Raw genomic sequence first — 24,356 nt, 5'->3', positions numbered from 1 at the left:
TCACGCGGAGTGGGTGCGGGCCGAGAGCGACTCGGCGAAGGCCAGCAGCCGGGTGACGGCGTCGGTGCCGTCGGCAGCGGCCGAGACGCGCAGGGAGAAGTCGTCGGAGGCGAGCACGCCGGTGTAGCCGTGGTCGGCGTCGCACTGCGGGTCCGAGCAGCCGGCCGGCTCCAGGTCGACGCGGCTGACGCCACCCCACCCGATCGTGACCAGGGCCTCGGCAGCGGGCTGCGGCCCCGAGGTCGGGTTGGCGATCATCCGGGTCACGACGACGGACTTCACCGACGACAGCCGGATCGCCTCGGTCGAGGTGGACGTGTACGGCTCGGGCAGCAGGTCGTCGCCCTCGTGCTCGTCGGTGTGCGCGATGATCAGGCGGCTCGGGGTCAGCACCACGACGGACAGGTGTCGGCGCACCTCGTCGCGGTCGAAGGTCGGCTCGTGGTGCACGAAGAAGGAGACGATCTCCTCCCCCGCCACCGCGCCGTCGACACCGTCGGCGACCACGTCCGGGTAGTAGCCCGTGCGGTCGATGGCGTCGCGGAGCTCGACGGCCCGGTCGCGGCCTTCGGTGGCCCTGGTGCTGCGCATGGATGCAGTCTGTCACGCAGCCACGGTCAGGAGGGGAGCGTGTCCCCCAGGGGCCGGCTCAGCCGGCGCACGAACCAGTCGGAGCGCGGGTCCACGACCGGGTCCACCCGTCCGGCGGCGGTCAGCACCGTGGCGCCGTCGGCGCCGGCGAGCACCAGCGAGAGCTCCAGCGCGCTCAGCTGCGGCAGGTCGTTCTGGAGCTGGGCGACCCGCTGGATCAGGCGCTCGACCTCGGCCACGTCGACGACCTCGCTGCCCCGGTAGCCGAAGAGCATCGGCGAGGACTTGATCTCGCGCACCATCGCGGCGGCGTCGCGCCCGCTCAGCGGCGGGATCCGGTAGGCGCGGTCGGCGAGCAGCTCGGTCATCGGCCCGGCGATCCCGAAGGACACGACCGGGCCGAAGAGCGGGTCCTCGATGCTGCGGATCGCGACCGGTACGCCGGGCGAGGAGTTCTTCTGCACCACGAACCCCGCCCGGTCCGAGTCGGTGATGACGCTGCCGAGCGTGTCCCACGCGTCGACCATCTCCTCCGCGGAGTCGATGTTGCGCCACACGTGCGCCTGGTCCGGCCGCTCGCGCAGGTGCTCGGCCGTGGCCTTGAGCACGACGTCCCAGCCGAGCTCCTCGCCGGCGGCCACCGCCTCGTCGCGCGTCGCGACCTCACGCACCGGCCAGAGCTCGATCTGGTACGCCGCCAGCAGCTTGGCCAGCGCGTCGGGGTCGAGCTCGGTCCCCTGCGGGTTGGCGGCCAGCACCTCGGCGACCAGCGCCTTGGCCCCGAGCTCGTCGACGTCGGCCGGGTCGACGTCGTTGCCCTCCGGGCTGCGCAGCCACACGGCGTACTCGACGACGCGCGCGAGCGCGCGGACCGCCGCCTCGACGCCGGGGTAGGACGGCACCGAGCCGCGGCCGGCGGTCGCGCCCGCGACGTCGGGGACCCGCAGCAGCTCCGGCACGCCCTCGACGCCCAGGAACGAGGAGACGAGCGGCTTGTCCGACTGCTCGCCGACGGCCGCGAGCACGTTGGCGACGTCCTCGCCGGACACGTTGATCGGGGGCACGTAGACCGCGACGACCGAGTCGACCTCGGGGTCGTCGATGGCCGCGTCGAGCGCGTCCTCGAAGTCCTCGGCGCTCGCGTCGGCGCCGAGGGATGTCGACTTGTTGACCACCAGGCCCACGGCAGCGGCGGCGTCGGCCGCGAGCAGGCCGACGGCGTCGGAGTTGCCGACGATCGCGACCCGGCGGCCGCGCGGCAGCGGCTGGTGGGCGACCAGCTGGGCGACGTCGAACATCTCCTCGAGCGTGTCGACCTGGATCACGCCGGCCTGGCGGAACATCGCGTCGACGGCCGCCGGGGGCGCGGCGATCTTGCGGACGGCGTGGCCCATCGGCACGCCCTGCGTGGTCCGGCCCGAGCGGACCGCGATGATCGGCTTGCGCAGCGAGACCCGCCGGGCGATCCGGGAGAACTTGCGCGGGTTGCCGATCGACTCGAGGTAGAGCAGCACGACCTCGGTCGAGTCGTCCTCCTCCCAGTACTGCAGCAGGTCGTTGCCGGAGACGTCGGCGCGGTTGCCGGCGCTCACGAACGTCGACAGGCCCAGGCCGCGGTTGTAGACCTTCTCCAGGATCGCGGTGCCGAGGGCACCGGACTGGCAGAAGAACCCGGCCCGGCCGCGCGGCGGCATCAGCGGCGACAGCGAGGCGTTGAGCGAGACCTTCGCGTCGGTGTTGATGATGCCCAGGCAGTTGGGGCCGATCAGCCGCAGCCCGTAGGAGCGGGAGAGCCCGACCAGCTTGCGCTGCCGCACCCGGCCCTCCTCGCCGGTCTCGGCGAAGCCGGCCGAGACGACGACGAGTCCGTGCACGCCCTTGGCGGCGCAGTCGAGCACGACCTCCTGCACGGACTCCGCCGGCACCGCGACGATCGCGACGTCGACGTCGTCGGGGATGTCGGTGACCGACTTGTACGTCGGGAGCCCCGACACGGCGCTCGACGTCGGGTTGACGGCGTAGACCCGGCCGGCGAAGTCGCCGGTGATCAGGTTGCGCACCAGCGCCTGGCCGATCGTCTCCTGGCGGCGGCTGGCGCCGATGACCGCGACCGACCGGGGGTTGAAGAACCGCTCGATCGAGGCCGCCTCGGCCCGGTGCTCGCGCTTGGACATCAGCCCGATCGCGGTCTCCGTCGGCTCGATCGAGAACTCGAGCTGCAGCACGCCCTCGTCGTACTCGCTCGCGACGCGGTAGCCCGCGTCGCGAAAGGTCTGGATCATCCGGGCGTTGTCGGGCAGCACCTCGGCCACGAACCGCTCGACGCCGCGCTCCCGGCCGGCCTGCGCCAGGTGCTCGAGCAGCAGCTGCCCGATGCCGCGACCCTGGTGCTGGTCCTCGACCAGGAACGCGACCTCGGCCTCGCCCGGCTTGATCACGTCGTAGCGGCCGACCGCGATGATCTGTCCCTGGAGGGTGAGCACGAACGCCACCCGGTCGACGTTGTCGACGTTGATGAACCGCTCGATGTCGCGCTCGGACAGCCGCGGCATGGGCGAGAAGAAGCGGTAGTACTTCGACTGGTCGGAGACCCGGTCGTAGAACTCGAGGAAGACGTCGCGGTCCTCCGCGCGGATCGGCCGGATGTGGGCCGCGCGGCCGTCCCGGAGCAGGACGTCGGCCTCCCAGTGGGCGGGAGCGGTCGATGCGGTCACGCGTGAAATCTACCGGGCGGGGGCATCTCCGGCGTGCCCCTGCGGCAACGCCTGGACGACATTGCGAGAATCAGCGGCATGGCACGGCGTGCAACGAAGCAGGACCTCCCCGACGACTTCGAGGAGCACATCCTCGACACCGACATCAAGCAGGAGATGGAGTCGTCGTTCCTCGAGTACGCCTACTCGGTCATCTACTCCCGGGCGCTGCCTGACGCGCGCGACGGCCTCAAGCCGGTGCAGCGCCGGATCCTCTACACGATGAACGACATGGGCCTGCGCCCCGACCGCGGCCACGTCAAGAGCGCCCGCGTCGTCGGCGAGGTCATGGGTCGGCTGCACCCGCACGGCGACGGCGCGATCTACGACGCGCTGGTCCGGCTCGCGCAGCCGTGGTCGATGCGGCTGCCGATGGTCGACGGCCACGGCAACTTCGGCTCGCCCGACGACTCCCCCGCCGCCATGCGCTACACCGAGTGCCGGATGGCGCCGCCGGCCGTCGCGATGACGGCGTCCATCGACGAGGACACCGTCGACTTCAAGCCCAACTACGACAGCCGCGAGACCGAGCCAGCGGTGCTGCCCGCCGCGATCCCCAACCTGGTCGTCAACGGCACCACGGGCATCGCGGTCGGCATGGCCACCAACTGCGCCCCGCACAACCTCGTCGAGGTCGTGCAGGCGCTCAAGCACCTCATCGGCTCTCCCCACGCCACCACCGACGACCTGATGCGGTTCGTCCCCGGCCCGGACCTCCCGACCGGCGGCCAGATCATCGGCCTCGACGGCATCCGGGACGCCTACGAGACCGGCCGCGGCACGTTCCGGATGCGCGCGACCGCGCGGGTGGAGAGCATCAACGCCCGCCGCAAGGGCATCGTCGTCACCGAGCTCCCCTACGGCGTCGGCACCGAGAAGGTCACCGAGCGGATCAAGGCCCTCGTGCTGAGCAAGAAGCTCCAGGGCATCTCCGACATCAAGGACCTCACCGACCGCGACCACGGGCTGCGCCTGGTCATCGAGGTCAAGAACGGGTTCGTGCCCGAAGCCCTGCTCGAGCAGCTCTACAAGCTCACGCCGATGGAGGACTCCTTCGGCATCAACGCGGTCGCCCTCGTCGACGGCCAGCCGCGCGCGCTCTCGCTCAAGGAGATGCTCACGGTCTTCCTCGACCACCGCTTCGACGTCGTACGCCGCCGCTCCACCTTCCGCCGCGGCAAGGCAGCCGACCGGCTCCACCTCGTCGAGGGCCTGCTGATCGCGATCCTCGACATCGACGAGGTGATCCAGGTGATCCGCTCGAGCGACAACTCCGCGGCCGCCAAGGAGCGCCTGATCGACATCTTCGACCTCTCCGAGGCCCAGGCCGAGTACATCCTCGACATGGCGCTGCGCCGGCTGACGAAGTTCTCCCGGCTGGAGCTGGAGAAGGAGCAGTCCGAGCTGCAGCAGACGATCGAGGAGCTCGACGCGATCCTCGGCGACGACAAACTGCTCCGCAAGGTCGTCTCCGACGAGCTCGGCGAGGTCGCCAAGACCTTCGGCACCCCCCGCCGCACGATCCTGCTCGAGTCGGCCGGTACGACGGTCAGCGCGGCCGCCGCGCCGCTCGAGGTCGCCGACGACCCGTGCTTCGCGTTCCTCTCCGGCAGCGGCCTGCTGGCCCGGTCCACCACCGACGAGCTGCCCGGCTCCGGCGAGGGGCGCGCCAACCACGACGTGATCGTCTCGGCGGTCCGCACCACCGCCCGCGGCGAGGTCGGGGTGCTGACCTCGCGCGGCCGCGTCGTGCGCCTCAGCGTGCTGGAGCTGCCCGCGATCCCGCCGTCGGCCAACGACCCGAACCTCCAGGGCGGCCTGCCGCTCTCGCTCGTGGTCGACCTCGACCCCGACGAGCGCGCGCTCGCGCTCTGCACGCTGACCACCGAGGGCCCGGGCCTGGCGCTCGGCACCCGCGACGGTGTGGTGAAGCGGGTCAACCCCGAGGTGCTCGGCAAGGACGACTGGGAGGTCATCCGCCTCGCCGACGGCGACGAGGTCGTCGGCGCGGTCGAGCTGACGACCGGGCGCGAGCTGCTCTGCTTCGTCACCTCGGACGCCCAGCTCCTGCACTTCGGGGCCGATGCCGTCCGTCCGCAGGGCCGCTCGGGCGGTGGCATCGCCGGCGTCCGGGTGACCCCCGGCGAGCGGGTCGTGTGGTTCGGGGCGGTCGACTCCCCCGACACCTCGGTCGTCGTCACCGTCTCGGGCTCCTCGACCGCGCTCCCGGGCACCGAGGCGGGCGCCGTCAAGGTCGCGCCCTTCGCGGAGTACCCCGGCAAGGGCCGGGCCACCGGCGGGGTCCGCTGCCACCGGTTCCTCAAGGGCGAGGACGCACTGCTCTTCGCCTGGGTCGGCACCGCCCCCGCCCGTGCCGCCGCGGCCAGCGGGAGCCCGGTCGAGCTGCCGCCGGCCGAGGGTCGCCGCGACGGCTCCGGCGTCCCCGCGAGCCAGCCGATCACCGCGTGCGCGGGGCCGGTCGCCCACCGCCTCGGTGTGGAAGGCTGACCTCCGTGCCCCGATCCCGCGTGCCGTCGGCGCTCGCCGGCGCCGTCCTGCTCCTCGCGCTGACCTCCTGCAGCGATGACTCGGGCGGGTCGGACACCCCGCCCGAGGACGTCCTCGCGGCGGCCAAGACCACGCTGGACGAGACGAGCGGCGTGCAGCTCTCGCTGAAGACCGACGGCCTGCCCGACGGGGTCACCGGCGTCGAGGCGGCGGAGGGCGTCGGCACGCACGCGCCGGCGTTCGAGGGCACGATCACGGTCAACCTGCTCGGTCAGGCAGTCGAGGTCCCGGTGATCGCCGTCGACGACAAGGTCTACGCCCAGCTGCCGTTCACAACGGGCTACCAGGACGTCGACCCCAACGAGTACGGCGCCCCCGACCCCGCCGAGCTTATCACCCCCGACCAGGGCTTCTCCGCGGTGCTGAGCGCCACCGAGGACCTGGAGGAGGGCGACTCGGTGCGCGGCGGCGAGGACAACAAGGAGGTCCTCACCGAGTACACCGGCACGGTCAGCGGTGAGGCGATGACCAACGTCATCCCGACCGCGTCCGGCGACTTCGACGTCGCCTACACGATCACCGACGACGACGAGCTGCGCAGCGCCTCCTTCACCGGGGTCTTCTACCCCGACTCCGAGTCGATGACCTACACGGTGACCTTCGACGACTACGGCACCGAGAAGGACATCACCGCGCCGTGAGCGCGACATGACCGGGTCGTCCCGGTGGCTCCTCGGCCTGGCGTCGATCGCCGTGGCCTTCGCCGCCGCGGACACCTACGTCGTCGTGCTGGCGCTGCCCGACATGATGGCCGGCGCGGGCATCCCGATCGAGCAGCTGCAGCGGGCGGCGCCGATCGTGTCCGGCTTCCTGCTCGGGTACGTCGCGATGCTGCCCCTAATCGGCCGGATCGCGGACCTGCGCGGCCGGGTGCCGGTGCTCGTCGCCGCGCTCGTCGTCTTCGCGCTCGGCTCGCTGGTGACCGCGCTCGCCTACGACCTGCCGACGATGGTCGGCGGCCGGTTCCTCCAGGGGGTCGGCGGGGGCGGCCTGGTGCCGGCGACCCTCGCGCTGGTCGCGGACCTCTACCCCGCGCAGCGGCGCGGCGTACCGCTCGGGGTCGTGTCCGCCGTCCAGGAGATCGGCAGCGTCCTCGGACCGCTGTTCGGCGCGCTGGTGCTGGCGATCACCGACTGGCGGGCGATCTTCGTCATCAACCTCGTCGTCGGCCTCGTCCTCGCCGCCGCCATCCGCCGGCTCGCTCCCGAGCGCGGGGCACTCCGGGTCGACTGGATCGGCCTCGGCCTGGCGCTGGTCGTGCTGCTCGCCGGCGCCCTCGTCTGCATCGAGCCCAGCGGCCTGATGCGGGACCTGACCTGGGGCCGGCTCTTCATCCCGGTCTTCGGGGACAGCCGCTGGCTCACGCCGCTCGGCCTGGTCGCCATCGCTGCGCTGGTGCTGCTGGTCGCGCGCTGCCTGACCGCCCGCCACCCGCTCGTCGACCTGCGCGGCTGGGGCCGCACGGTCCGCGAGGCCGACGTCGTCGGCGCGCTGCTGCTCGCGCTCGCGCTCGCCGGGGTGATCCTGGCGTTCGCGACCGCGGATCCCGAGGTGCAGGTCTTCTCCGACCAGGGCGTCTGGTACCTCCTCGGCAGCGCGCTGGCCGCCGTGGGCTTCGCCCTGCACCTGCGGCGCACCGACCGTCCGCTGCTGCCCGCCGGGGCCATGCGGCGGACGCCGGCCTGGGGCTCGATGCTGGTCAGCTTCTTCGTCGGTGCGGCGCTGATCGCTGCGCTCATCGACATCCCGCTCTTCGCGCGCACCACCGTCTACCCCGGCGACCAGCTGGCGGCGGCGCTGGTGCTGGTGCGCTTCCTGGTCGCGCTCCCGGCCGGCGCCGTGCTCGGCGGCTACCTCACCCGCCGGGTGCCGGCGGGGGTCGTCACCGCTGCCGGCATGGCGCTCGCCGCCGTCGGCTTCGGGTGGATGTCGACGTGGGGGCTGGAGTCGCTCGAGAGCCCGGTCGCGACCCTGCCGCTCGTCATCGGCGGCTTCGGGTTCGGGCTGGCGCTCGCGCCGGTCAACGCCGCGGTGCTCGCGAGCACCGACGACGACGTGCACGGCGTCTCGACGGCGTTCGTCGTGGTCTCCCGGATGGTCGGCATGCTGGTGGGCATCTCGGTGCTCACCACGCTCGGTCTGCGTCGCTACTACGCCGAGCAGGCCGACGTGCCCACCGCGCGCGAGGTCTGCGACGGCGAGAGCCGCTGCGCCGCGTTCACCCGGCTGTTGCGCGAGGCCGGCATCGCGCAGGAGCAGACGGTCTTCATCGGCGCCGCCGTCTGTGCGGTGGTCGCCGGGGTGCTGGCGCTCTGGCTCTTCCGCAGCGCGCAGACCCGGGCGATCTCGACCGGCGACCTGCTCCGTGCCGCCGGCTGAGGCCGCGCTACTGTCCGATCGTGAGCTTCGACGACCTTCTCGCCGCCAACCGTGAGTTCGCCGCCGACTTCTCCTACGGGGGGTTCGACGGAGTCGCCAGGGCGGGCGTCGCGATCGTGACCTGCATGGACTCCCGCATCGACCCGCTCGGGATCATCGGCCTCGAGCCGGGCGACGCCAAGATCTTCCGCAACCCCGGCGGCCGCGTCACGGAGGCGGCACTGGAGGCGATCGTCCTCGGCGTGCACCTGCTCAACGTCCGACGCGTGCTGGTCGTGCCGCACACCCGCTGCGCCGTCGCCTCCAACTCCGAGGAGACCCTGCGCGAGCGGGTCGCCGCCTCGGCCGGGGTCGACGCGACCTGGCAGCGCTTCCATGTGATCGAGGACCAGGTCGCGACGCTCGGCCTCGACGTCCACCGGGTCACCTCACACCCGCTGATCCCCGACACCGTCGAGGTCGGCGGGTTCGTCTACGACGTCGACACCGGGCTGCTCACCCAGCACGTCTAGTCGGACCGCGCGCCTCAGGTCCCGCCCCACCCGGCCGATGGTGTCACTGGACACATCGGTCGAACGACGAAGGCGGAGATCAGGAGCGATGGCGGACTACAACGTCCTGACGCACTCGGACATGGTCGCGGCGGGCTACAGCTCCTACCGGGGCACGTCCACCCGTCCCCCGGAGCACCACCTGGTCGAGGCGACGATGATCGAGCTGACCACCAACCAGAGCTACGAGTTCGTCTCCGTGGTGCCCGCCTGGGGCGACCGTGAGCCGCTCTACATCTTCAGCTCGACGCTGGTCCTGCGCGACCTCAAGGACAAGCACCGCGCCAGCGCCTGAGCCCGGTCAGGAGCCCGGGTCAGGCGTCCAGCGCCTCGAGGTCGACCTCGTAGGCGCCCTGGACGATGAACTCCTTGCGCGGCGCGACGTCCGAGCCCATCAGCAGCTCGAAGACCCCGGCCGCCGACTCGGCGTCGTCGACGGTGAGCCGCCGCAGCGTGCGGTGCCTCGGGTCCATCGTGGTCTCCGCCAGCTGGTCGGCGTCCATCTCGCCGAGGCCCTTGTAGCGCTGCACGGGCTCCTTCCAGCGCACGTTCTTCTTCTTCAGGTCGGCGAGCTTCCGCTGCAGCTCGTCGTCGGAGTAGGTGTAGACGTACTTGTCCTGCCCCTTCTTGGGGTTGGAGATCTCGATGCGGTGCAGCGGCGGCACGGCGGTGTAGACCCGGCCGTCGCGGACCAGATCGGGCATGTACTTGAAGAACAGCGTCGCCAGCAGGCAGCGGATGTGGGCGCCGTCGGAGTCGGCGTCGGCCATGAAGATGATCCGTCCGTAGCGCCGCGCCTCGAGGTCGAAGGTGCGGCCGGAGCCGGCGCCGACGACCTGGATGATCGAGGCACACTCGGTGTTCTTCAGCATGTCGCCGACCGAGGCCTTCTGGACGTTGAGGATCTTGCCCCGGATCGGCAGCAGCGCCTGGAACTCGGAGTTGCGCGCCGCCTTCGCCGTGCCCATCGCCGAGTCACCCTCGACGATGAAGAGCTCGGTGCGCTCATTGTCGGCGGCCCGGCAGTCGTTGAGCTTGGACGGCAGCGCGGAGGACTCCAGGGCGTTCTTGCGCCGCTGGGTCTCCTTGTGCTGGCGGGCGGCGAGCCGGGTCTTGGCCGCCGCGGCGACCTTCTCCATGACCAGCCTGGCCTGGGCCTTCTCGACCCGCTTGGTGGAGGTCAGGAACTTCTTCAGCTCGGCCGACACCACGCGGCGTACGACGGTGCGCGCGGCGGGGGTGCCGAGGATCTCCTTGGTCTGCCCCTCGAACTGCGGCTCGGCCAGGCGCACGGTCACGACCGCCGTGATGCCCTCGAGCACGTCGTCCTTGATGACGTCGTCGTCGTTGACCTTGAGCACCTTCGCGGCCTTCATCGACTCGTTGAAGGTCTTGGTGATCGCGTTCTCGAAGCCGCTGACGTGGGTGCCGCCCTTGGGCGTGGCGATCACGTTGACGAAGGAGCGCAGCACGGTCTCGTAGCCGGTGCCCCAGCGGACGGCGACGTCGACGTCGAGCGTGCGCTCGACGTCCTGCGGGGTCATGTGTCCCTTGTCGTCGAGCAGCGGCACGGTCTCGGTGAACGTGTCGGAGCCCTGGAGCCGGACGATCTCGGTGACGGCCTCGTCGGGCGCCAGGAAGTCGGCGAACTCGGCGATGCCGCCGTCGTGGCGGAACTTCTCCTCGCGCGGAGTCTCACCGCGCAGGTCCCGGATCACGATCTCGAGGCCCGGCACGATGAACGACGTCTGCCGGGCTCGGCCGATCAGGTCGTCGTAGACGAAGTCGGCGTCCTTGGTGAAGATCCGGCGGTCCGGCCAGAAGCGGATTCGGGTGCCGCTCCTGCCCTTGGCCACCCGGCCGCCCTTGCGGGTCAGGCCGGACCGCGGCTCGAACGCCGCGTCGGGGCCGTCGCCGGTGAAGACGCCCGGCGTGCCGTGCCGGAAGGACAGGCCCTGCTCGGCGGGCGAGCGCTGGACGTCGATGTCCATCCGCGCGGAGAGCGCGTTGACCACCGACAGGCCGACGCCGTGCAGGCCGCCGGTCGCGACGTACGAGCCGCCGCCGAACTTGCCGCCCGCGTGCAGCTTGGTCGCGACCACCTCGACGCCGGGCAGCCCGGTCTTGGGCTCCTTGTCGGTCGGGATGCCGCGGCCGTCGTCGTGGATCTCGGCCGATCCGTCGGCGTGCAGCGTCACCTCCACCCGGTGCGCGGCGCCGGCGAGCGCCTCGTCGACACCGTTGTCGATGATCTCCCACAGGCAGTGCATGAGGCCCCGCGTGTCGGTGGACCCGATGTACATCCCGGGACGCTTGCGCACTGCCTCGAGCCCCTCGAGGACGAGGAGGTGTGCAGCGTTGTACGTGTTGTCGATCGTGGGGCTCCTGCGCTCTGCCAGTGACGGGAAATCCGGTCGTGCGTCAGGTCCGAATCTACCTGCGACACGCCGCGCACCCATCGCGGCACGCCTGTCGGGGCCGGTCTACCGTGGACAGCACTTCCCCGAGCAGGACCGCAGCACCGCACGACCAGACGACGCACCAGCGGGTGACGTCACGATGTGGACACGATCGGCCCTCGGGACCGCCGTTCCGCACCGGGGCGCCGCTCGTCCGAGCAACACTGGTGGGAAGGGGGGAGAAAAGTGATCTATCCCTCTCTGACCAGTCCTCCTACCGCGGCATGGAAACCTGCCGATGAGGGAAGACAGAACGTGATTGGATGACGTGGTCGGCGCCACGTGGCTCCGGGAATCTTGGTCCCGGCCGCTACGTTGAAGCAGACACCGAGGCAGAGAAGAAATGAGGCCGATGTGACCACTGCAGTTGCCCCCAACTCCGCAGCGCTGAGCGCAGCGGACCGTTGCGACCGTTGCGGCGCCCAGGCCTACCTGCGTGTCGAGCTCCAGTCGGGCGGCGAGCTGCTGTTCTGCGCCCACCACGCCCGCGAGCACGGCGACAAGCTCAAGGAGATCGCCGCCTCCGTGCAGGACGAGACCCACAAGCTCGCAGCCACGCCGACGAAGGCCGCCGACGACGAGCGCTGATCGCCCGAAGCACCCAGCGAGGCCCCGGACCTGGTCCGGGGCCTCGCTGCATCTCCGCCTGACCCTCCCGCCGGCCGCCGACCGGCTGTGACAGATTGCTGCCCATGACCCTCGCCACCCTCCTCGCTGCCCTGCTGGTGGCGGTCGGCCTGGTCGGCATCGTGGTGCCGATCCTGCCGGGCTCGGTGCTGGTGGTCGCGGGCATCCTCGTCTGGACCATCGCCGAGGGCGGCGCGACCGCCTGGGCGGTGTTCGCGGCCGCGACCGTCCTCATCGCGGTCGGCACCGTCGTCAAGTACGTCGTGCCGGGCCGGCGGCTCGAGATGGCCGGGGTCCCCGCGTCGACCCAGTGGACCGGCGTCGGCCTCGGCGTCGTCGGCTTCTTCGTCGTCCCGGTCGTCGGCCTCTTCCTCGGCTTCGTGCTCGGGGTCTACCTCGCCGAGCTGCGCCGACTCGGCTCCCGCGAGGCGTGGCCCTCGACCCTCCACTCCCTGCGCGCGGTGGGCCTCAGCATCGTCATCGAGCTGCTGGCCGCGCTCGGCGCCACCGTGATCTGGGTCGCCGGCCTCCTGGTGACACGGTGAGCGTCCTGCTGTCGCTGCTCGCCGCAGCGTCGTACGGCCTGGGCGACTTCAACGGCGGCGTCTTCTCCAAGCGCGGCGGGCCGTGGGCGGTCTCGCTGATGGCGCAGGTCGGGGGCAGCGTCCTCGTGGTGCTCGTGGCCCTGGTCCTGGGCGGCTCCCCCACCGCCACCGACCTCGGCTGGGCGTTCGTGGCCGGCGTGGCGAACGGCTTCGGCACGGCGTTCCTCTACCGCGGCCTCGCCTCCGGCCGGATGGGCGTGGTCGCCCCGGTCTCGGGGGTCGGCGCGGTGCTGGTGCCCGTGGTCGTCGGCCTGGCGACCGGCGAGCGGCCGGCTCCGCTCGTCTGGGTCGGGGTGCTCATCGCGCTGCCGGCGATCTGGCTGGTGTCGCGCGAGCCCGTCGACGACCCGGCCGTCGGCTCCGGCTCCGGGCTCACCGACGGCGTGCTCGCCGGCCTCGGGTTCGGCACGCTCTTCGCCGCGCTCGCGCAGATCCCCGAGGAGGCCGGGTTCATGCCCCTGGCGCTCAACCAGCTGGTGGCGGGATTCGCCATCGTCGCCGTCGCGATGACGCTGCGCCAGGACTGGGTGCCGCGCAACCGCTATGCCCTCGGGGGCATCATCAGCGGCGCGCTGGGTGCGCTCGCCACCGGCCTCTTCCAGGTCGCCACCCAGCAGGGCTACCTGACCGTCGCGGCCGTCATCACCTCGCTCTACCCGGCCTTCACCGTGTTGCTGGCGGCGCTGGTGCTGCGCGAGCACGTGCACCGCACCCAGGCCTACGGGTTGGCGCTGTGCGCCGGCGCCGTGGTGCTCGTGGCGACCGGCTGACCCGTCAGCCGGCGGCCACCGGCAGCACCAGCGGGCCGCGGATCAGCGTCGCGTTGCGACGGCGTACGGCGCCGGCGCGGCGCAGTCGCGGGAACCGCTCGGCGAGCCGGACCAGGGCGACCGTCGCCTCCAACTCGGCGAGCGGACGCCCCACGCAGTGGTGGATGCCGCTGGAGAACGCGAGGTGCTCGACGCCGTCGGTGCGTCCGATGTCGAAGACGTCGGGGTCCGCGAACACCGCGGGGTCGCGGTTGGCGCCCCCGAGCAGCACGTTGACCCACCGGTTGCGGGTGATCTCGGTCCCCGCGACCTCCGTGTCGTCGAACGAGACCCGCGCGGTGCGCTGGACCGGTGGGTCGAAGCGCAGCGTCTCCTGCACCGCCGCGCCCGCCCGCCCCGGGTCGGCCACCAGCGCCGCCCACTGGTCCGGGTGGTCGAGCAGCGCGTTGACCGCGTTGCCGACGAGGTTGACGGTGGTCTCGAACCCCGCGATGAGGAGCAGACCGCACAGCGGCACCATCTCCGCGGAGGCGACCTCGCCGGCCGCCTCGGCGGCGACGATCTCGGTGAGCAGGTCGTCGGCCGGCTCGGCGCGACGACGCTCGAACAGGTCGAGGAACAACTGCTCCAGGGCCCGGTTGGCCGCCATCACCTCGCGCGCGTGCCGCAGCGAGCGGATCCCGGCGAGCGCGCTGCCGATCGCGGCGCCGTAGCGGCTGAACGCAGCGGTGTCGGCGTCGGGCACGCCGAGCAGGTCGCTGATCACCGCGATCGGCAGCGGGGCGGCGAGCCCGGCCACGAGGTCGAACTCGCCCGACGCCGCCACGTCGTCGAGCAGCGCGTCGACGGTCTTGTCGACGCCGGCGCGCAGCCCCCCGGTGCGCCGGGGGCTGAAGGCCGGCGCGACCAGGCGGCGGAGCCGGGTGTGATCGGGCGGGTTGCGGTCGAGGAAGGAGAGGTCGAAGTCCTCGGGCGGCCCCTGCCCCTCGGGCTGGACGCCCCACCGGCGGCTGCGCAGGACGTCCTTGCAGACGGCGTGGTCGACGGTCGCGAGGTTGCCCATCGGGGTCTCGATGAAGGGACCCCGCGACCGGATCTGCTCGTAGATCGGGTAGGGGTCCTCCCGGCCGGGCGCGAACCGCAGCCGCGTGAACGGGTGCCGTCGCACGTAGGCGTGGTAGGCGCCGCGCCCCTGCTCGGCGTACAGACCGAGCGCGAAGCCGGCCGCCCGCCGCAACTGCGCCGTCCGCCTGCTCGTCACGGCGCCAGCGTAGGCGCTCTCACCCCGTGGCGACGGGAAGCACGAGCGGCCCCCGGACCAGGGTCGACCGCCGGTGCCGTACGGCGCCCGCGCGGCGCAGCCCGGGCACCCGCTCGGCGAGCCGGGCGATCGTGATGGTCGCCTCGAGCTCGGCCAGGGGGCGGCCCACGCAGTGGTGGATGCCGCTCGAGAACGCGAGGTGCTCGGCGCCGTCGGTGCGCGTGATGTCGAACCGGCCCGGGTCGCGGAAGACCGCAGGATCGCGGTTGGCCCCGGCGATGAGCAGGGTGACCCGCTGACCCGCGCCGATCGGGTGCCCGGCGATCTCGGTGTCGTCGAAGGAGACCCGTCCGGCCCGCTGCACCGGTGGCTCGAAGCGCAGCGTCTCCTGCACGACGGCACCCGCCAGGGCGGGGTCGGCCACCAGCAGCTCCCACTGCTCGGGATGGTCGAGGAGCCGGTCGACCGCGCTGCCGATCAGGTTGACCGAGGTCTCGAAGCCGGCGAGCAGCAGCATCCGGCACAGCGGCACCAGCTCATCGCTCCGGATCTCCCCCGCCCGCTCGGCGGCGACCAGCGAGCTCAGCAGGTCGTCGCGTGGGTCGCCGCGGCGCTCGTCGAGGAGCCGCTCGAAGATCCGGGTGAGGGACGCGGCGGCGAGCATGACGTTCCGCGCCTGGCGCAGCGACCGGATCCCCGGAGCCGCGTCAGCGACCGTCACGGCGTGCCCCTCCAGCAGCCGGCCGTCGTCCTCAGGGACGCCGAGCACGGCGTTGACCACCGCGATCGGCACCGGCGCCGCGAGCCTGGACACCAGGTCGACCTCGCCCGCCTCGCCGATGTCGTCGAGCAGGCCGTCGACCGTGGTCTCGACCAGGCACCGGAGGTCCACGACGCGCTGCGCGCTGAGGACCGGCGCCACCAACGCCCGCAGCCGGGCGTGGTCGGGGTCGTTGCGGGTCAGGAACGAGCGGTCGAAGGCGGGGTCGACGCTTGCGGCGCCCTCCGGCTCGGTCCCGAACCGGCGGCTGCGCAGCACCGCGTCGCACACCGCGTGGTCGACGGTCGCCAGCTGACCGCCCGGGGTCGGCACGAACGTGCCGGCCGCCCGGATGCGCTCGTAGACGGGGTAGGGGTCGGCGCCGGCGTTGCGGAGCCGGGCGTACTCGTTGCGTCGGAGGTGCGTGTCGACCAGCCCGCGGACCTGCCCGGCGTACAGCGACCCCGCGAAGCGGGCCGCCCGACGCACCTGGTCGGTGCGGCCTGCCATCGCCGTCCGGTCAGTCGAGGTAGTCGCGCAGCACCTGCGAGCGCGACGGGTGCCGCAGCTTCGACATCGTCTTCGACTCGATCTGGCGGATCCGCTCGCGGGTCACGCCGTAGACCTTGCCGATCTCGTCGAGCGTCTTCGGCTGACCGTCGGTGAGGCCGAAGCGCATGCTCACGACGCCCGCCTCGCGCTCGGAGAGCGTGTCGAGGACGGCGTGCAGCTGCTCCTGGAGCAGCGTGAACGACACGGCGTCGGCCGGGACGATCGCCTCGGAGTCCTCGATCAGGTCGCCGAACTCCGAGTCGCCGTCCTCACCGAGCGGGGTGTGCAGCGAGATCGGCTCGCGGCCGTACTTCTGGACCTCGATGACCTTCTCGGGGGTCATGTCGAGCTCCTTGGCGAGCTCCTCCGGGGTGGGCTCGCGGCCCAGGTCCTGGAGCATCTGGCGCTGCACGCGGGCGAGCTTGTTGATGACCTCGACCATGTGCACCGGGATGCGGATCGTGCGGGCCTGGTCGGCCATCGCGCGGGTGATCGCCTGCCGGATCCACCAGGTGGCGTACGTCGAGAACTTGTAGCCCTTGGTGTAGTCGAACTTCTCGACCGCGCGGATCAGACCCAGGTTGCCCTCCTGGATGAGGTCCAGGAAGAGCATGCCGCGACCGGTGTAGCGCTTCGCGAGGCTGACGACGAGACGCAGGTTGGCCTCGAGCAGGTGGTTCTTGGCGCGGCGCCCGTCCTCGGCGATCCACTCGAGCTCCTCGAGCACCTTCGGCGAGATCTTGCCGCCCTTGGCGAGCTTCTCCTCCGCGAAGAGGCCGGCCTCGATCCGCTTGGCGAGCTCGACCTCCATCTCGGCGTTGAGGAGGGGCACCTTGCCGATCTGCTTGAGGTAGTCCTTGACCGGGTCGGCGGTCGCGCCGGCGACCATGACCTGCTGCTCGGGCTCGTCGGTGTCGTCAGCCGCGGAGACGACGAACGACGCCTCCTTCTCGTCCTCCTCGATGGAGGGGTCGGTCTTGACGTCCTTCTCGAACTGCTCGTCGGAGATGTCCGGGAGCACCTTCTTGCCGTCGGGTCCGATCACGACCTCGGCGTCGACCACGGCCTCCTCGAGCACCACGCCCTCGTCGGCCGTCTCGGCGGCCTTCTTGGCCGCGGCCTTCTTCGCCGGCGCGGCCTTGGCGGCCGGCTTCTCGGCGGGAGCGGCCTTCTTGGCGGCCGTCTTCGCGGTCTTCGCCGTGGTGGTCTTGCGGGTGGAGGTCGCCGCGACGGCCCGCGTCGTCGTGACGGGCACGACGACGGAGATGCCGAGGGAGCTCAGGTGGCCCAGCAAGGCCTTGAGGTGACGCGGCTCGACGGCGGCATCCTCACTTGCCTGACGGACCTCTTCGGGTGCGAGGGTCCCCGTCGGGGTCCCCCGCTCGATGAGGCGTACGACGGCCGGGTGGGTGAGCACCTCAGCGGGGAGCAGCTTGCGCGCGGTCGAGGACACGAACACCTCTCGTCAACGACGATCGAACCAGGTCTAGGGCGCGGCCCGTCCCGGAGACGTCAAGAGCCGCGACAGCCATTCTGCCACGGGCCCCTAGGGGTTCTGGCAATCGGGCCCGTTTTCGGCTCGATGCCCGGTCAGCCGGTCGCCGACCTCGCCGCGGCCTTCTTCTGCTTCTTGAAGTCGCGCACCTTCTGCAGGCTGGTCTCGTCGACCACGTCGGCGACCGAGCGGTACCCCTCCTCGGCGTAGGCACCCACGGCGGCCTCCCACCCGTCGGGCCGCACGTCGAGCTGCTTGGCGAGCAGGGCGACGAAGATCTGTGCCTTCTGCTTGCCGAAGCCCGGAAGCGCCATCACCCGCTTCAGCAGGTCCTTGCCGTCACTCGCCTCGGTCCACAGCCGCTCGGCGCGGCCGCCGTACTGCCCCTCGACGATCGCGGCCAGCTCCTGGAGCCGGGCGGCCATCGAGCCCGGGAACCGGTGGACCGCCGGCGGCGTCGAGCACAGCGCCGCGAACTCCTCCGGGTCGGCGGCGGCGATCCGCGCCGGCTCCAGCGACCCGAACCGGTCCAACACCTTCGCCGGCCCGCGGAAGGCGTGCTCCATCGGGTACTGCTGGTCGAGCATCATCCCGACGAGCAGCGCGAACGGGTCGTCGGTCAGCACCTGGTCGGCGGCGGGGTCGCCGGTGATGTGGATGGCCATGGAGCCCATCCTGCCGCAGCCGGCGTGACGCGGCTCAGACCAGCGGGCTGAGTTCGGCGACGGGGGCGGTGCCGACCGTCGTCCCGCCCGCCGTGGGGAACTCGGCGAGGACGGTCAGCCCCGGCTGGGACCGGTCGATCCAGATCCGCGAGGCGCCGTGGTCCTGGAGGACCGTCTCGGTCCGGGTGAGGATCTCGTCCATCAGCCCCATGGGGAGGCTCGAGGAGAGAGTGAGGATCTGGAATTCGTGCACCGGGCGCCCTTTCTGGCATGTCTGCTGAACCCACACCCATACCGTGGGGCGACGGGGTCGAAGCGGGACCCGATCGTGATTCAGACAAGAGTCGACCATAAAGGGCTTCTCGTCCAGAGACACGCCCATCCCCCATATGCGGTATATACCGCAGACGTCCGCGTGATTTGCCCCGCACCGTCACCTGCGAGTGCCTGAATGTAGGTACCGGCAGCTGACTCGGCAGTCCAGGTCCGGGACGAATTCGGCGGGCGACCGCCGGTCGAGCACCTGTGGGGGGTCGCATGGACGTCGTCGAGCTGGTCGACCGATCGGCTGCCTCCGCGCTCGAGCACGCGTCGGTCCTGCAGGACCACCTGCGCTCCGCTGACCGCTCGAGCGACCCGGCCATCCGCGAGTGCCGCGACGAGATGCACCGCCTCGTCGGTGACATCGTGTCGCTGCGCAACGCGGCCGAGCTGCTCAAGCGCGAGAGCGGCGCGGTCGCGTGAGCGTCGTCGAGCTCGTCGAGCAGTCGGCCGAGGTCGCCCTCCTCCGAGCGGCCGAGCTGCAGCGGCGGATGCGCGACGCGCAGGACGCCGGAGACGACTCCATGGCCGAGTGCTGCGCCGAGATGCGCCGCCTCGTCGGCGACGTCGCGACGCTGCGCAACGCCGCGATGCTCCTCCAGCGCAGGGCGGCGTACGCCGACCTGCTGCCGGCGTAGCCGCTCCGGGTGACCGCGCCCCCGTCCTGCCCTACCTCCTGGTCACGGTGCCTGCTCGCCACGCGCCTCGTCGCGCACCGACTCCGCCGCGGACCGGCCCTCGGAGCGGACGTGCTCCGCGCCGGAGGCGGCCGCGTCCTTGACCTGCTGTGCCGCATTTGTCGCGGCGTCGCCGACCTGCTGGGCCACCTGCTGCGCCTGGCCCTTGGCCTCCTCGAGCAGCGGCTGGCCCTGCTCCTTGACGGCGTCGACCACCTTCGCGCCCGCCACCGCCTCGCGCTCCGACGCGGGGATCAACGACGCCAGCACCATGCCGGCGCCGAACGCGACCAGTCCCGCCGCGAGCGGCGCGCCCTCGTACTTCTCCTGAGCCGTCCCGACCGCCCCGTGGGCGGACTCGCCCATTGAGGACACCCCGCTGGCGGTCGTGTTGCGGGCGTCGTGGACGGTGCCCATCACCCGCTGCCGGACCTGCCGCATCCTTCCCTTGGCGGCCGACTTGCGTCGCTCGACGATCGCCGACGGGCTGATCCGGTCGTGCAACGCGTCCAGGTCGGACGCCAGCGAGTTACGGGTCTGTGCGATCTCGGTGCTCAGCTCTTCTGTGCCCTGGCCCATGCCGCATCCTCCTTGAGTGTCTGCTGCGTCTTCGGCAGCTGCGGGTTGCTCCGCTTGAGCTCGCGGCGACCGCGAGCGGCGAGTACTGCCGCGACCACGGCCCACACCGCAGCCACGATGAGTGCCGCCACCTCGAGCGGCATCCAGTTGTCGAGCAGGAAGGTGATCGTCAGCGACAGGAAGACCAGGAACAGGACGGCGGCCACGCCGGCGCCGCCGAGCATGCCCGCTCCCTTCCCCGCCCTCGCCGCCTCCTGCTTGAGCTCGGTCCGAGCGAGCTCCAGCTCCTGCTTGACCAACGTGGTCAGGTCCTGCGTCACGTCGCCGACGATCTCGCCGAGGCTGCGCTGGTCCTCAGCCGACGGCGGGGACAGCGGCTCCGACGTCCGCAGCATCGGGTCGGACTGCTCGGTGCTCATCGCGGCTCGATCGTCGTCTGTCCGTGGCTGCTGGGCGCGGGCCCCGGCCCGGAGGACAGCGGCCGGGCGGACCCGGCCGCTGCCGGCCCGGTCGGCGGCAGCTCGGTCCGCACCGGAGGCGTCGGCTCGGCGAGCTCGGCGGCGGCGGCGCCGTCGGCCGCACCGCGGAACAGCCGGCCTGCCGCCACACCTGCCACCAGGGCGCCGACCAGGAACGTGCCGGGGCGGCGGCGGGCGAAGTCGCGTACGTCGTCGAGCAGCTGCCCCGGCTCGCGGCCGTCGAGGTGCTCGCGCAGTGCGCGGGCGCGGGCGGCCGTCTCCCGGGCGAGGTCGGCCGCCAGGCCGCCCTCGCCCGCCTGGGTGGCCATCCGCTCGAGGTCGTCACCGAAGGACTGCAGCGTGCTCACGAGCCGGTCGCGTTGCCCGCCGGTCTGCTCCGCGAGCTGATCGCGCAGCTGGTTCACCGTGTCCCCGGCCACGCTGCGGGCCTGCTCGGCCGCCGTTCCCGCCACGGCCCGGATCTCGTCCTTCGCGACCGCTCCGACGTGCTTGCCCTCGTCGACGGCCGTGGAGGCAGTGCCTCCGCTGCGTGTTGTGGCGCCTTGGTCTGTCGTCGTCATCTCTCCTCCAGAGCTCTCGGTGAGGACCTCCCGGTAGCCCCGGACAGTCGGCACACACCGACCTGAAAGGGTGAGAGTGAGAGCTCGGCCGACGACGCCGGGGTCAGACCGCCTTGACCGCCAGCACCGGGCAGTGGGCGTCGAGCAGGATGCGCTGGGCGTTGCTGCCGAGGATGAGCTTGCCGACCGGCGAGCGCCGGCGCAGGCCGATCACGATGAGCTCGGCGCTGCTGGCCTCGGCGATCGAGAGCAGGTCCTCGGCAGGCTCGAAACCGCCGCCGACCTGCCGGACCTCGTAGGCGACGCCCGACTCCGCGAGCACCGCCTGGACCGACGCGAGCTCCCGCTCCACCTCGGCCCCCTCGTCGTTGCCGCGGTGCGAGCTCACCACCACCAGGCTGGCGTCACGCAGCTGCGCCTCGGCGACCGCGGCCCGTACGGCGGCGTGGCCCTCGGGCTTGGGCACGTAGCCCACGACGACGGTCCCCATCGTTCCTCCTCGGTCGGCTCCGGCGGGCGGCACACGCGCCACCGGCACCGTAACCGATCCCCGCGCGGGCGACACCTGTGGACGACCGCCGCGGGACTGCCGGCTCCTGGGAGACGCTGGTCGCGCCTGGAGGTCGCCCACCGGACGAGAGGCGGGACATGGACGGGTTGTGCGAGCCGCTGGCCCGCCCACTGCTGACGGTGCTCCGGCGGGCCGTGGTCGAGCACGCGGCCGCCGAGCGGCGTCGGGTCTATCCCCCGTTGCTGCACGTCGGCTGGCCGGGAGTGCGCGCGGAGGTCTTCGCCTCCGAGCCCGGTGACCGCTTCGACCGGGCACTGCGCAGCGACGTCGTCGCCGCCCTGCTCCGCTCGGCCCGGCTGCGGCCGCCGACCGGCGGCGCGGTGCCGATGGTCTGGCTGACGAGGTCCGGCACGCTGGAGGTGGGCGACCTGGACCGGGCCTGGCTGAACGCCGGCCTCCGCGCCAGCGCGGAGGCCGGGCTGGGCCTGACCTTCGTGGTCGTGACCAGGCACGGCTGGTGCGATCCGCGCTCCGGCTGCCTCCGCGAGTGGCGCCGGGTCCGGGCCCCCTGACGGCTGCGCGTCACTCCCAGGTGTGCACCGGCTCGTTGGTGTGCATGCGCTCGCGGTAGTCGCGCAGGGCCGCCCGCAGCGCTGCGAACCGCTCCCGCCCGCCCTCCGCCCGGACCCGCCCGACGAACCACTCGGCGCCGTTGACGCCGAGCAGGCAGCGCTGCTCGATGATGCCGAGCAGCCGGTCGATCTCGTCCTCGGCGGCTCCCCAGCTCTGCAGGCCCTCCCGGGCCAGCGGCAGCAGCCGCCGCAGCACGAGCTCGGTGGCGCGAACCTGGCCGACGCCGGGCCAGTAGACCTGGGCATCAATGCCGTGCCGGGCGGCGACGTGGAAGTTCTCCTCCGCCGCGCTGAACGACATCTGCGACCACAGCGGCCGCTCGCGCTCGGCGAGGGCGCGGACCAGCCCGAAGTAGAACGCGGCGTTCGCCATCGTGTCCGCCACCGTCGGACCGGCCGCGAGCAGCCGGTTCTCGACGCGCAGGTGCGGCACTCCGTCGGCGATGTCGTAGACCGGACGGTTCCAGCGGTAGACCGTGCCGTTGTGCAGCCGCAGCTCCGCGAGCTTCGGCGTGCCACCGCTCTCGAGCACCGCGAGCGGATCCTCGTCGTCGGAGACGGGCAGCAGCGCCGGGAAGTAGCGGACGTTCTCCTCGAACAGGTCGAAGACGGAGTTGATCCAGCGCTCGCCGAACCAGACCCGCGGGCGCACCCCCTGGGCCTGCAGCTCCTCGCTGCGGGTGTCGGTGGCCTGCTCGAAGAGCGGGATGCGGGTCTCGCGCCACAGCTCCTTGCCCAGCAGGTACGGCGAGTTCGCGGCGACCGCGAGCTGCACGGCGGCGATCGCCTGCGAGGCGTTCCAGTACTCGGCGAACATCTCGGGCGATGTCTGCACGTGGAACTGGGTGCTGGTGCAGGCCGCCTCCGGCACGATCGAGTCCGCCGTGGTGCGCAGCCGCTCGACACCGTCGATCGAGATCGTGATGTCCTCGCCGCGGGCGTCGAGGATCTGCTCGCTCAGGAGCTTGTAGCGCGGGTTGGCGCTCAGGCTGTCGAGCGTCATGTGCCCCTCGGCCAGCGTCGGCAGGATCCCGATCATCACCATGTGCGCACCGACCGCCGCCGACTTCTCCTCGGCGTCGTTGAGACTGCGCCGCAGGGTCGCCTCGAAGGTCGTCAGACCGCCCTCGCGCAGCTTCGCCGGCGGCACGTTGATCTCGATGTTGAACTGCCCGAGCTCGGTCTGGAAGGCCGGGTCGGCGATGGCCTCCAGGGCCTCGGCGTTCTTGAGCGCCGGGTCCTCGGCCTCGTCGACCAGGTTGAGCTCCATCTCCAGCCCGGTCATGGGGTCGTCGGTGTCGAACCTCGCCTCGCGCAGCATGCGTGCGAACACGTCGAGGTTGCGGCGCACCCGCTCGCGGTGGTGCGTGCGGTCCGCGCGAGAGAACTCCTGCGCCTCTACCTCTTCGCCCATGACCAGAGCCTAGGCTGGTTCCGGGGTCTGCCACGAGGCCTCCGTGCGCGCGACCAGGTCGTCGACGACCGCGGTCAGCTCGCCGGTGCGCTCGAAGGCGGCCCGCTGCCGGGTCGCCCCGTTGTCGCTGACGCTGCGCTGCACGGCCGCCTCGACCCGCTCCAGGTCCCCGGTCTCCTCGAGCGCCGGACGGACCCGGTCGACGAGCGCGTCGAGCACCTCGCGCGCGGGGGCGAGGCGTGCGGTCGCCGGATGCACGAGCGTGTCGGCCATCCCGTAGCGGGACGCGCGCCAGTGTGCTGCCCGGAGGGCCTCCGCCCGCCACCGCGGCAGCGGCTCGCCGGCGCGCCAGTCGCGGGCGGCGCACTCGACCATCCCCCGAGCGAGCGCGACGATCGCCGCGGCGAGCCGGGGCTCGGTGCAGACGTCGCAGATGCGGATCTCGACCGTCGGGTGTGCGACCGACAGCCGGGCGTCGAAGTAGAGCATCCCGACGTCGCGGGCGGCGCCGGAGTCCAGCAGCGCGCGACTGGCCTCCCGGTAGCCCGCGACGGACCCGAACTGCTCGGTCGGGCCGGCGCTCGGCCACCGCGTCCACACCTGGGCCCGCCAGGAGGCGTACCCCGAGTCGTGGCCCGCGACGTAGGGCGAGTTCGCGCTCAACGCCAGCAGCACCGGCAGCCAGGGCGTGATCCGGTCGATGACCGCGACGCCCTCCTCCTCGGACTCGATCGACGTGTGCACGTGCATCCCGCACGTGCCGCCCGTCCGCGCGATCTCGCCGTAGGTCTGGAGCATGTCGCGGTAGCGGTCGTTGGAGGTCACGACCGATCGTGCGCCGCCGAGCGGGACGATCCCGCAGGCGCCGATCCGGAGGCCCACGGCCCGCGCGGCCTCCACTGCAGTACGTCGGGCGGCGAGCACCTGGTCGAGCACGTCGTCGAGGTCGGTCGCCGGATCGGTCCGGGTCTCGAGCTGGTGGCGGAAGAGCTCGTGGTCGAGCTCGTCGGTCGAGGTCCGCGGCGGCCGCCGGCCGGCGCCGTGCTCGCGGAACTCCTTGAGCAGTGCCGGTGCCGCAGCGACGACCTCGCGGGTCGTCGGATCGAGGAGCAGCAGCTCCTCCTCGACACCGACCGTGCGCACCATG

The 24,356-nt window shown here is 72.2% G+C and carries 25 protein-coding genes; 11 read left to right on the top strand and 14 right to left on the bottom strand.

What is annotated here, in order from left to right:
• Entirely contained in the window at positions 1–591 is a 591-nt protein-coding gene (locus HZF07_RS01775; protein WP_157346522.1) for a DUF5998 family protein, read from the bottom strand.
• A gap of 26 nt (positions 592–617) precedes the next feature.
• Positions 618–3,305: a bifunctional acetate--CoA ligase family protein/GNAT family N-acetyltransferase gene (locus tag HZF07_RS01770; RefSeq protein WP_309504246.1), complete on the bottom strand. Its 2,688-nt coding sequence runs from the start codon at positions 3,303–3,305 to the stop codon at positions 618–620.
• A 78-nt stretch (positions 3,306–3,383) separates the two neighbouring features.
• Here HZF07_RS01770 and HZF07_RS01765 point away from each other — a divergent pair, with 78 nt between their 5' ends.
• The 5 genes from HZF07_RS01765 to HZF07_RS01745 all read left to right on the top strand — a co-directional run bounded on the left by HZF07_RS01765 (position 3,384) and on the right by HZF07_RS01745 (position 9,137).
• Positions 3,384–5,852 carry a DNA gyrase/topoisomerase IV subunit A gene (locus HZF07_RS01765; protein WP_157346520.1) on the top strand — a complete coding sequence of 823 codons (2,469 nt, stop codon included), beginning with the start codon at positions 3,384–3,386 and terminating at the stop codon, positions 5,850–5,852.
• Positions 5,853–5,857: 5 nt separating this feature from the next.
• Positions 5,858–6,553 carry an LppX_LprAFG lipoprotein gene (locus tag HZF07_RS01760; protein ID WP_157346518.1) on the top strand — a complete coding sequence of 232 codons (696 nt, stop codon included), beginning with the start codon at positions 5,858–5,860 and terminating at the stop codon, positions 6,551–6,553.
• Positions 6,554–6,560: 7 nt separating this feature from the next.
• On the top strand, positions 6,561–8,291 hold the full coding sequence (locus tag HZF07_RS01755; RefSeq protein ID WP_157346516.1) for an MFS transporter: 1,731 nt from the start codon (positions 6,561–6,563) through the stop codon (positions 8,289–8,291).
• A 20-nt stretch (positions 8,292–8,311) separates the two neighbouring features.
• Complete coding sequence (locus HZF07_RS01750; RefSeq protein WP_309504244.1) at positions 8,312–8,803, top strand: beta-class carbonic anhydrase; 492 nt, start codon at positions 8,312–8,314, stop codon at positions 8,801–8,803.
• An 88-nt stretch (positions 8,804–8,891) separates the two neighbouring features.
• Positions 8,892–9,137 (top strand): hypothetical protein, encoded by a 246-nt coding sequence (locus HZF07_RS01745; RefSeq protein WP_157346514.1) that lies wholly within the window; start codon positions 8,892–8,894, stop codon positions 9,135–9,137.
• 19 nt (positions 9,138–9,156) lie between these two features.
• On the opposite strand, the gene HZF07_RS01740 is transcribed toward HZF07_RS01745, so the two are convergent.
• Entirely contained in the window at positions 9,157–11,145 is a 1,989-nt protein-coding gene (locus HZF07_RS01740) for a DNA gyrase/topoisomerase IV subunit B (protein ID WP_232523711.1), read from the bottom strand.
• Between the two features lie 510 nt (positions 11,146–11,655).
• On the opposite strand from HZF07_RS01740, the gene HZF07_RS01735 reads away from it, so the two are divergent.
• From HZF07_RS01735 to HZF07_RS01725, 3 genes are all read left to right on the top strand, one after another.
• Positions 11,656–11,889 carry a DUF7455 domain-containing protein gene (locus tag HZF07_RS01735; protein WP_181644642.1) on the top strand — a complete coding sequence of 78 codons (234 nt, stop codon included), beginning with the start codon at positions 11,656–11,658 and terminating at the stop codon, positions 11,887–11,889.
• A gap of 104 nt (positions 11,890–11,993) precedes the next feature.
• Positions 11,994–12,473, top strand: a complete 480-nt coding sequence (locus tag HZF07_RS01730; protein WP_157346507.1) for a DUF456 domain-containing protein — start codon at positions 11,994–11,996, stop codon at positions 12,471–12,473.
• Positions 12,470–13,303, top strand: a complete 834-nt coding sequence (locus tag HZF07_RS01725) for a DMT family transporter (RefSeq protein ID WP_181644641.1) — start codon at positions 12,470–12,472, stop codon at positions 13,301–13,303. The genes HZF07_RS01730 and HZF07_RS01725 overlap by 4 nt, the downstream gene beginning before the upstream one ends.
• 4 nt (positions 13,304–13,307) lie before the next feature.
• On the opposite strand, the gene HZF07_RS24275 is transcribed toward HZF07_RS01725, so the two are convergent.
• The 5 genes from HZF07_RS24275 to HZF07_RS01700 form a co-directional block, all read right to left on the bottom strand.
• On the bottom strand, positions 13,308–14,564 hold the full coding sequence (locus tag HZF07_RS24275) for a cytochrome P450 (RefSeq protein WP_198346519.1): 1,257 nt from the start codon (positions 14,562–14,564) through the stop codon (positions 13,308–13,310).
• A 19-nt stretch (positions 14,565–14,583) separates the two neighbouring features.
• Positions 14,584–15,834: a cytochrome P450 gene (locus HZF07_RS01715; RefSeq protein ID WP_157346505.1), complete on the bottom strand. Its 1,251-nt coding sequence runs from the start codon at positions 15,832–15,834 to the stop codon at positions 14,584–14,586.
• A 10-nt stretch (positions 15,835–15,844) separates the two neighbouring features.
• Positions 15,845–17,335: an RNA polymerase sigma factor gene (locus HZF07_RS01710; RefSeq protein ID WP_181644640.1), complete on the bottom strand. Its 1,491-nt coding sequence runs from the start codon at positions 17,333–17,335 to the stop codon at positions 15,845–15,847.
• 131 nt (positions 17,336–17,466) lie between these two features.
• Complete coding sequence (locus tag HZF07_RS01705) at positions 17,467–18,036, bottom strand: HhH-GPD-type base excision DNA repair protein (protein WP_157346503.1); 570 nt, start codon at positions 18,034–18,036, stop codon at positions 17,467–17,469.
• A gap of 34 nt (positions 18,037–18,070) precedes the next feature.
• A complete protein-coding gene (locus HZF07_RS01700; RefSeq protein ID WP_181644639.1) occupies positions 18,071–18,289 on the bottom strand; it encodes a hypothetical protein in 219 nt (72 codons plus the stop codon).
• 284 nt (positions 18,290–18,573) lie between these two features.
• Between HZF07_RS01700 and HZF07_RS01695 the strand changes: the two genes are divergently transcribed.
• A complete protein-coding gene (locus HZF07_RS01695; RefSeq protein WP_157346499.1) occupies positions 18,574–18,780 on the top strand; it encodes a hypothetical protein in 207 nt (68 codons plus the stop codon).
• On the top strand, positions 18,777–18,995 hold the full coding sequence (locus HZF07_RS01690; protein ID WP_157346498.1) for a hypothetical protein: 219 nt from the start codon (positions 18,777–18,779) through the stop codon (positions 18,993–18,995). The genes HZF07_RS01695 and HZF07_RS01690 overlap by 4 nt, the downstream gene beginning before the upstream one ends.
• 42 nt (positions 18,996–19,037) lie before the next feature.
• Here HZF07_RS01690 and HZF07_RS01685 read toward each other — a convergent pair whose 3' ends face one another.
• From HZF07_RS01685 to HZF07_RS01670, 4 genes are all read right to left on the bottom strand, one after another.
• The gene (locus HZF07_RS01685) at positions 19,038–19,613 is read right to left on the bottom strand and encodes a DUF3618 domain-containing protein (protein ID WP_157346495.1); all 576 of its coding nucleotides are present in this window, start codon (positions 19,611–19,613) and stop codon (positions 19,038–19,040) included.
• On the bottom strand, positions 19,589–20,032 hold the full coding sequence (locus tag HZF07_RS01680; RefSeq protein WP_198346518.1) for a phage holin family protein: 444 nt from the start codon (positions 20,030–20,032) through the stop codon (positions 19,589–19,591). The genes HZF07_RS01685 and HZF07_RS01680 overlap by 25 nt, the downstream gene beginning before the upstream one ends.
• Entirely contained in the window at positions 20,029–20,652 is a 624-nt protein-coding gene (locus HZF07_RS01675; RefSeq protein ID WP_157346493.1) for a hypothetical protein, read from the bottom strand. Before HZF07_RS01675 ends, HZF07_RS01680 begins: the two co-directional genes overlap by 4 nt.
• Positions 20,653–20,755: 103 nt before the next feature.
• Entirely contained in the window at positions 20,756–21,142 is a 387-nt protein-coding gene (locus tag HZF07_RS01670; RefSeq protein ID WP_157346491.1) for a universal stress protein, read from the bottom strand.
• A gap of 158 nt (positions 21,143–21,300) precedes the next feature.
• Between HZF07_RS01670 and HZF07_RS01665 the strand changes: the two genes are divergently transcribed.
• A complete protein-coding gene (locus HZF07_RS01665; protein ID WP_157346489.1) occupies positions 21,301–21,735 on the top strand; it encodes a hypothetical protein in 435 nt (144 codons plus the stop codon).
• Between the two features lie 10 nt (positions 21,736–21,745).
• On the opposite strand, the gene HZF07_RS01660 is transcribed toward HZF07_RS01665, so the two are convergent.
• Entirely contained in the window at positions 21,746–23,209 is a 1,464-nt protein-coding gene (locus HZF07_RS01660) for a glutamate-cysteine ligase family protein (RefSeq protein WP_157346486.1), read from the bottom strand.
• Positions 23,210–23,218: 9 nt separating this feature from the next.
• Positions 23,219–24,355 (bottom strand): carboxylate-amine ligase, encoded by a 1,137-nt coding sequence (locus tag HZF07_RS01655; protein WP_157346484.1) that lies wholly within the window; start codon positions 24,353–24,355, stop codon positions 23,219–23,221.
• Position 24,356 lies beyond the last annotated feature (1 nt).

This window comes from Nocardioides agri (genome assembly GCF_013778305.1).
GTDB lineage: Bacteria > Actinomycetota > Actinomycetes > Propionibacteriales > Nocardioidaceae > Nocardioides > Nocardioides agri.
The sequence above is the reverse complement of the archived record's forward strand: the minus strand, read 5'-3'. Positions and strand labels throughout refer to the sequence as shown.

Bases quoted from the DNA above. Each gene is read 5' to 3' on its own strand.
- HZF07_RS01775 (WP_157346522.1), bottom strand. From the start codon at position 591: ATGCGCAGCACCAGGGCCACCGAAGGCCGCGACCGGGCCGTCGAGCTC.
- HZF07_RS01765 (WP_157346520.1), top strand. From the start codon at position 3,384: ATGGCACGGCGTGCAACGAAGCAGGACCTCCCCGACGACTTCGAGGAG.
- HZF07_RS01755 (WP_157346516.1), top strand. From the start codon at position 6,561: ATGACCGGGTCGTCCCGGTGGCTCCTCGGCCTGGCGTCGATCGCCGTG.
- HZF07_RS01745 (WP_157346514.1), top strand. From the start codon at position 8,892: ATGGCGGACTACAACGTCCTGACGCACTCGGACATGGTCGCGGCGGGC.
- HZF07_RS01740 (WP_232523711.1), bottom strand. From the start codon at position 11,145: ATGTACATCGGGTCCACCGACACGCGGGGCCTCATGCACTGCCTGTGG.
- HZF07_RS01730 (WP_157346507.1), top strand. From the start codon at position 11,994: ATGACCCTCGCCACCCTCCTCGCTGCCCTGCTGGTGGCGGTCGGCCTG.
- HZF07_RS01715 (WP_157346505.1), bottom strand. From the start codon at position 15,834: ATGGCAGGCCGCACCGACCAGGTGCGTCGGGCGGCCCGCTTCGCGGGG.
- HZF07_RS01705 (WP_157346503.1), bottom strand. From the start codon at position 18,036: ATGGCCATCCACATCACCGGCGACCCCGCCGCCGACCAGGTGCTGACC.
- HZF07_RS01695 (WP_157346499.1), top strand. From the start codon at position 18,574: ATGGACGTCGTCGAGCTGGTCGACCGATCGGCTGCCTCCGCGCTCGAG.
- HZF07_RS01685 (WP_157346495.1), bottom strand. From the start codon at position 19,613: ATGGGCCAGGGCACAGAAGAGCTGAGCACCGAGATCGCACAGACCCGT.
- HZF07_RS01680 (WP_198346518.1), bottom strand. From the start codon at position 20,032: ATGAGCACCGAGCAGTCCGACCCGATGCTGCGGACGTCGGAGCCGCTG.
- HZF07_RS01675 (WP_157346493.1), bottom strand. From the start codon at position 20,652: ATGACGACGACAGACCAAGGCGCCACAACACGCAGCGGAGGCACTGCC.
- HZF07_RS01670 (WP_157346491.1), bottom strand. From the start codon at position 21,142: ATGGGGACCGTCGTCGTGGGCTACGTGCCCAAGCCCGAGGGCCACGCC.
- HZF07_RS01665 (WP_157346489.1), top strand. From the start codon at position 21,301: ATGGACGGGTTGTGCGAGCCGCTGGCCCGCCCACTGCTGACGGTGCTC.
- HZF07_RS01660 (WP_157346486.1), bottom strand. From the start codon at position 23,209: ATGGGCGAAGAGGTAGAGGCGCAGGAGTTCTCTCGCGCGGACCGCACG.
- HZF07_RS01655 (WP_157346484.1), bottom strand. From the start codon at position 24,355: ATGGTGCGCACGGTCGGTGTCGAGGAGGAGCTGCTGCTCCTCGATCCG.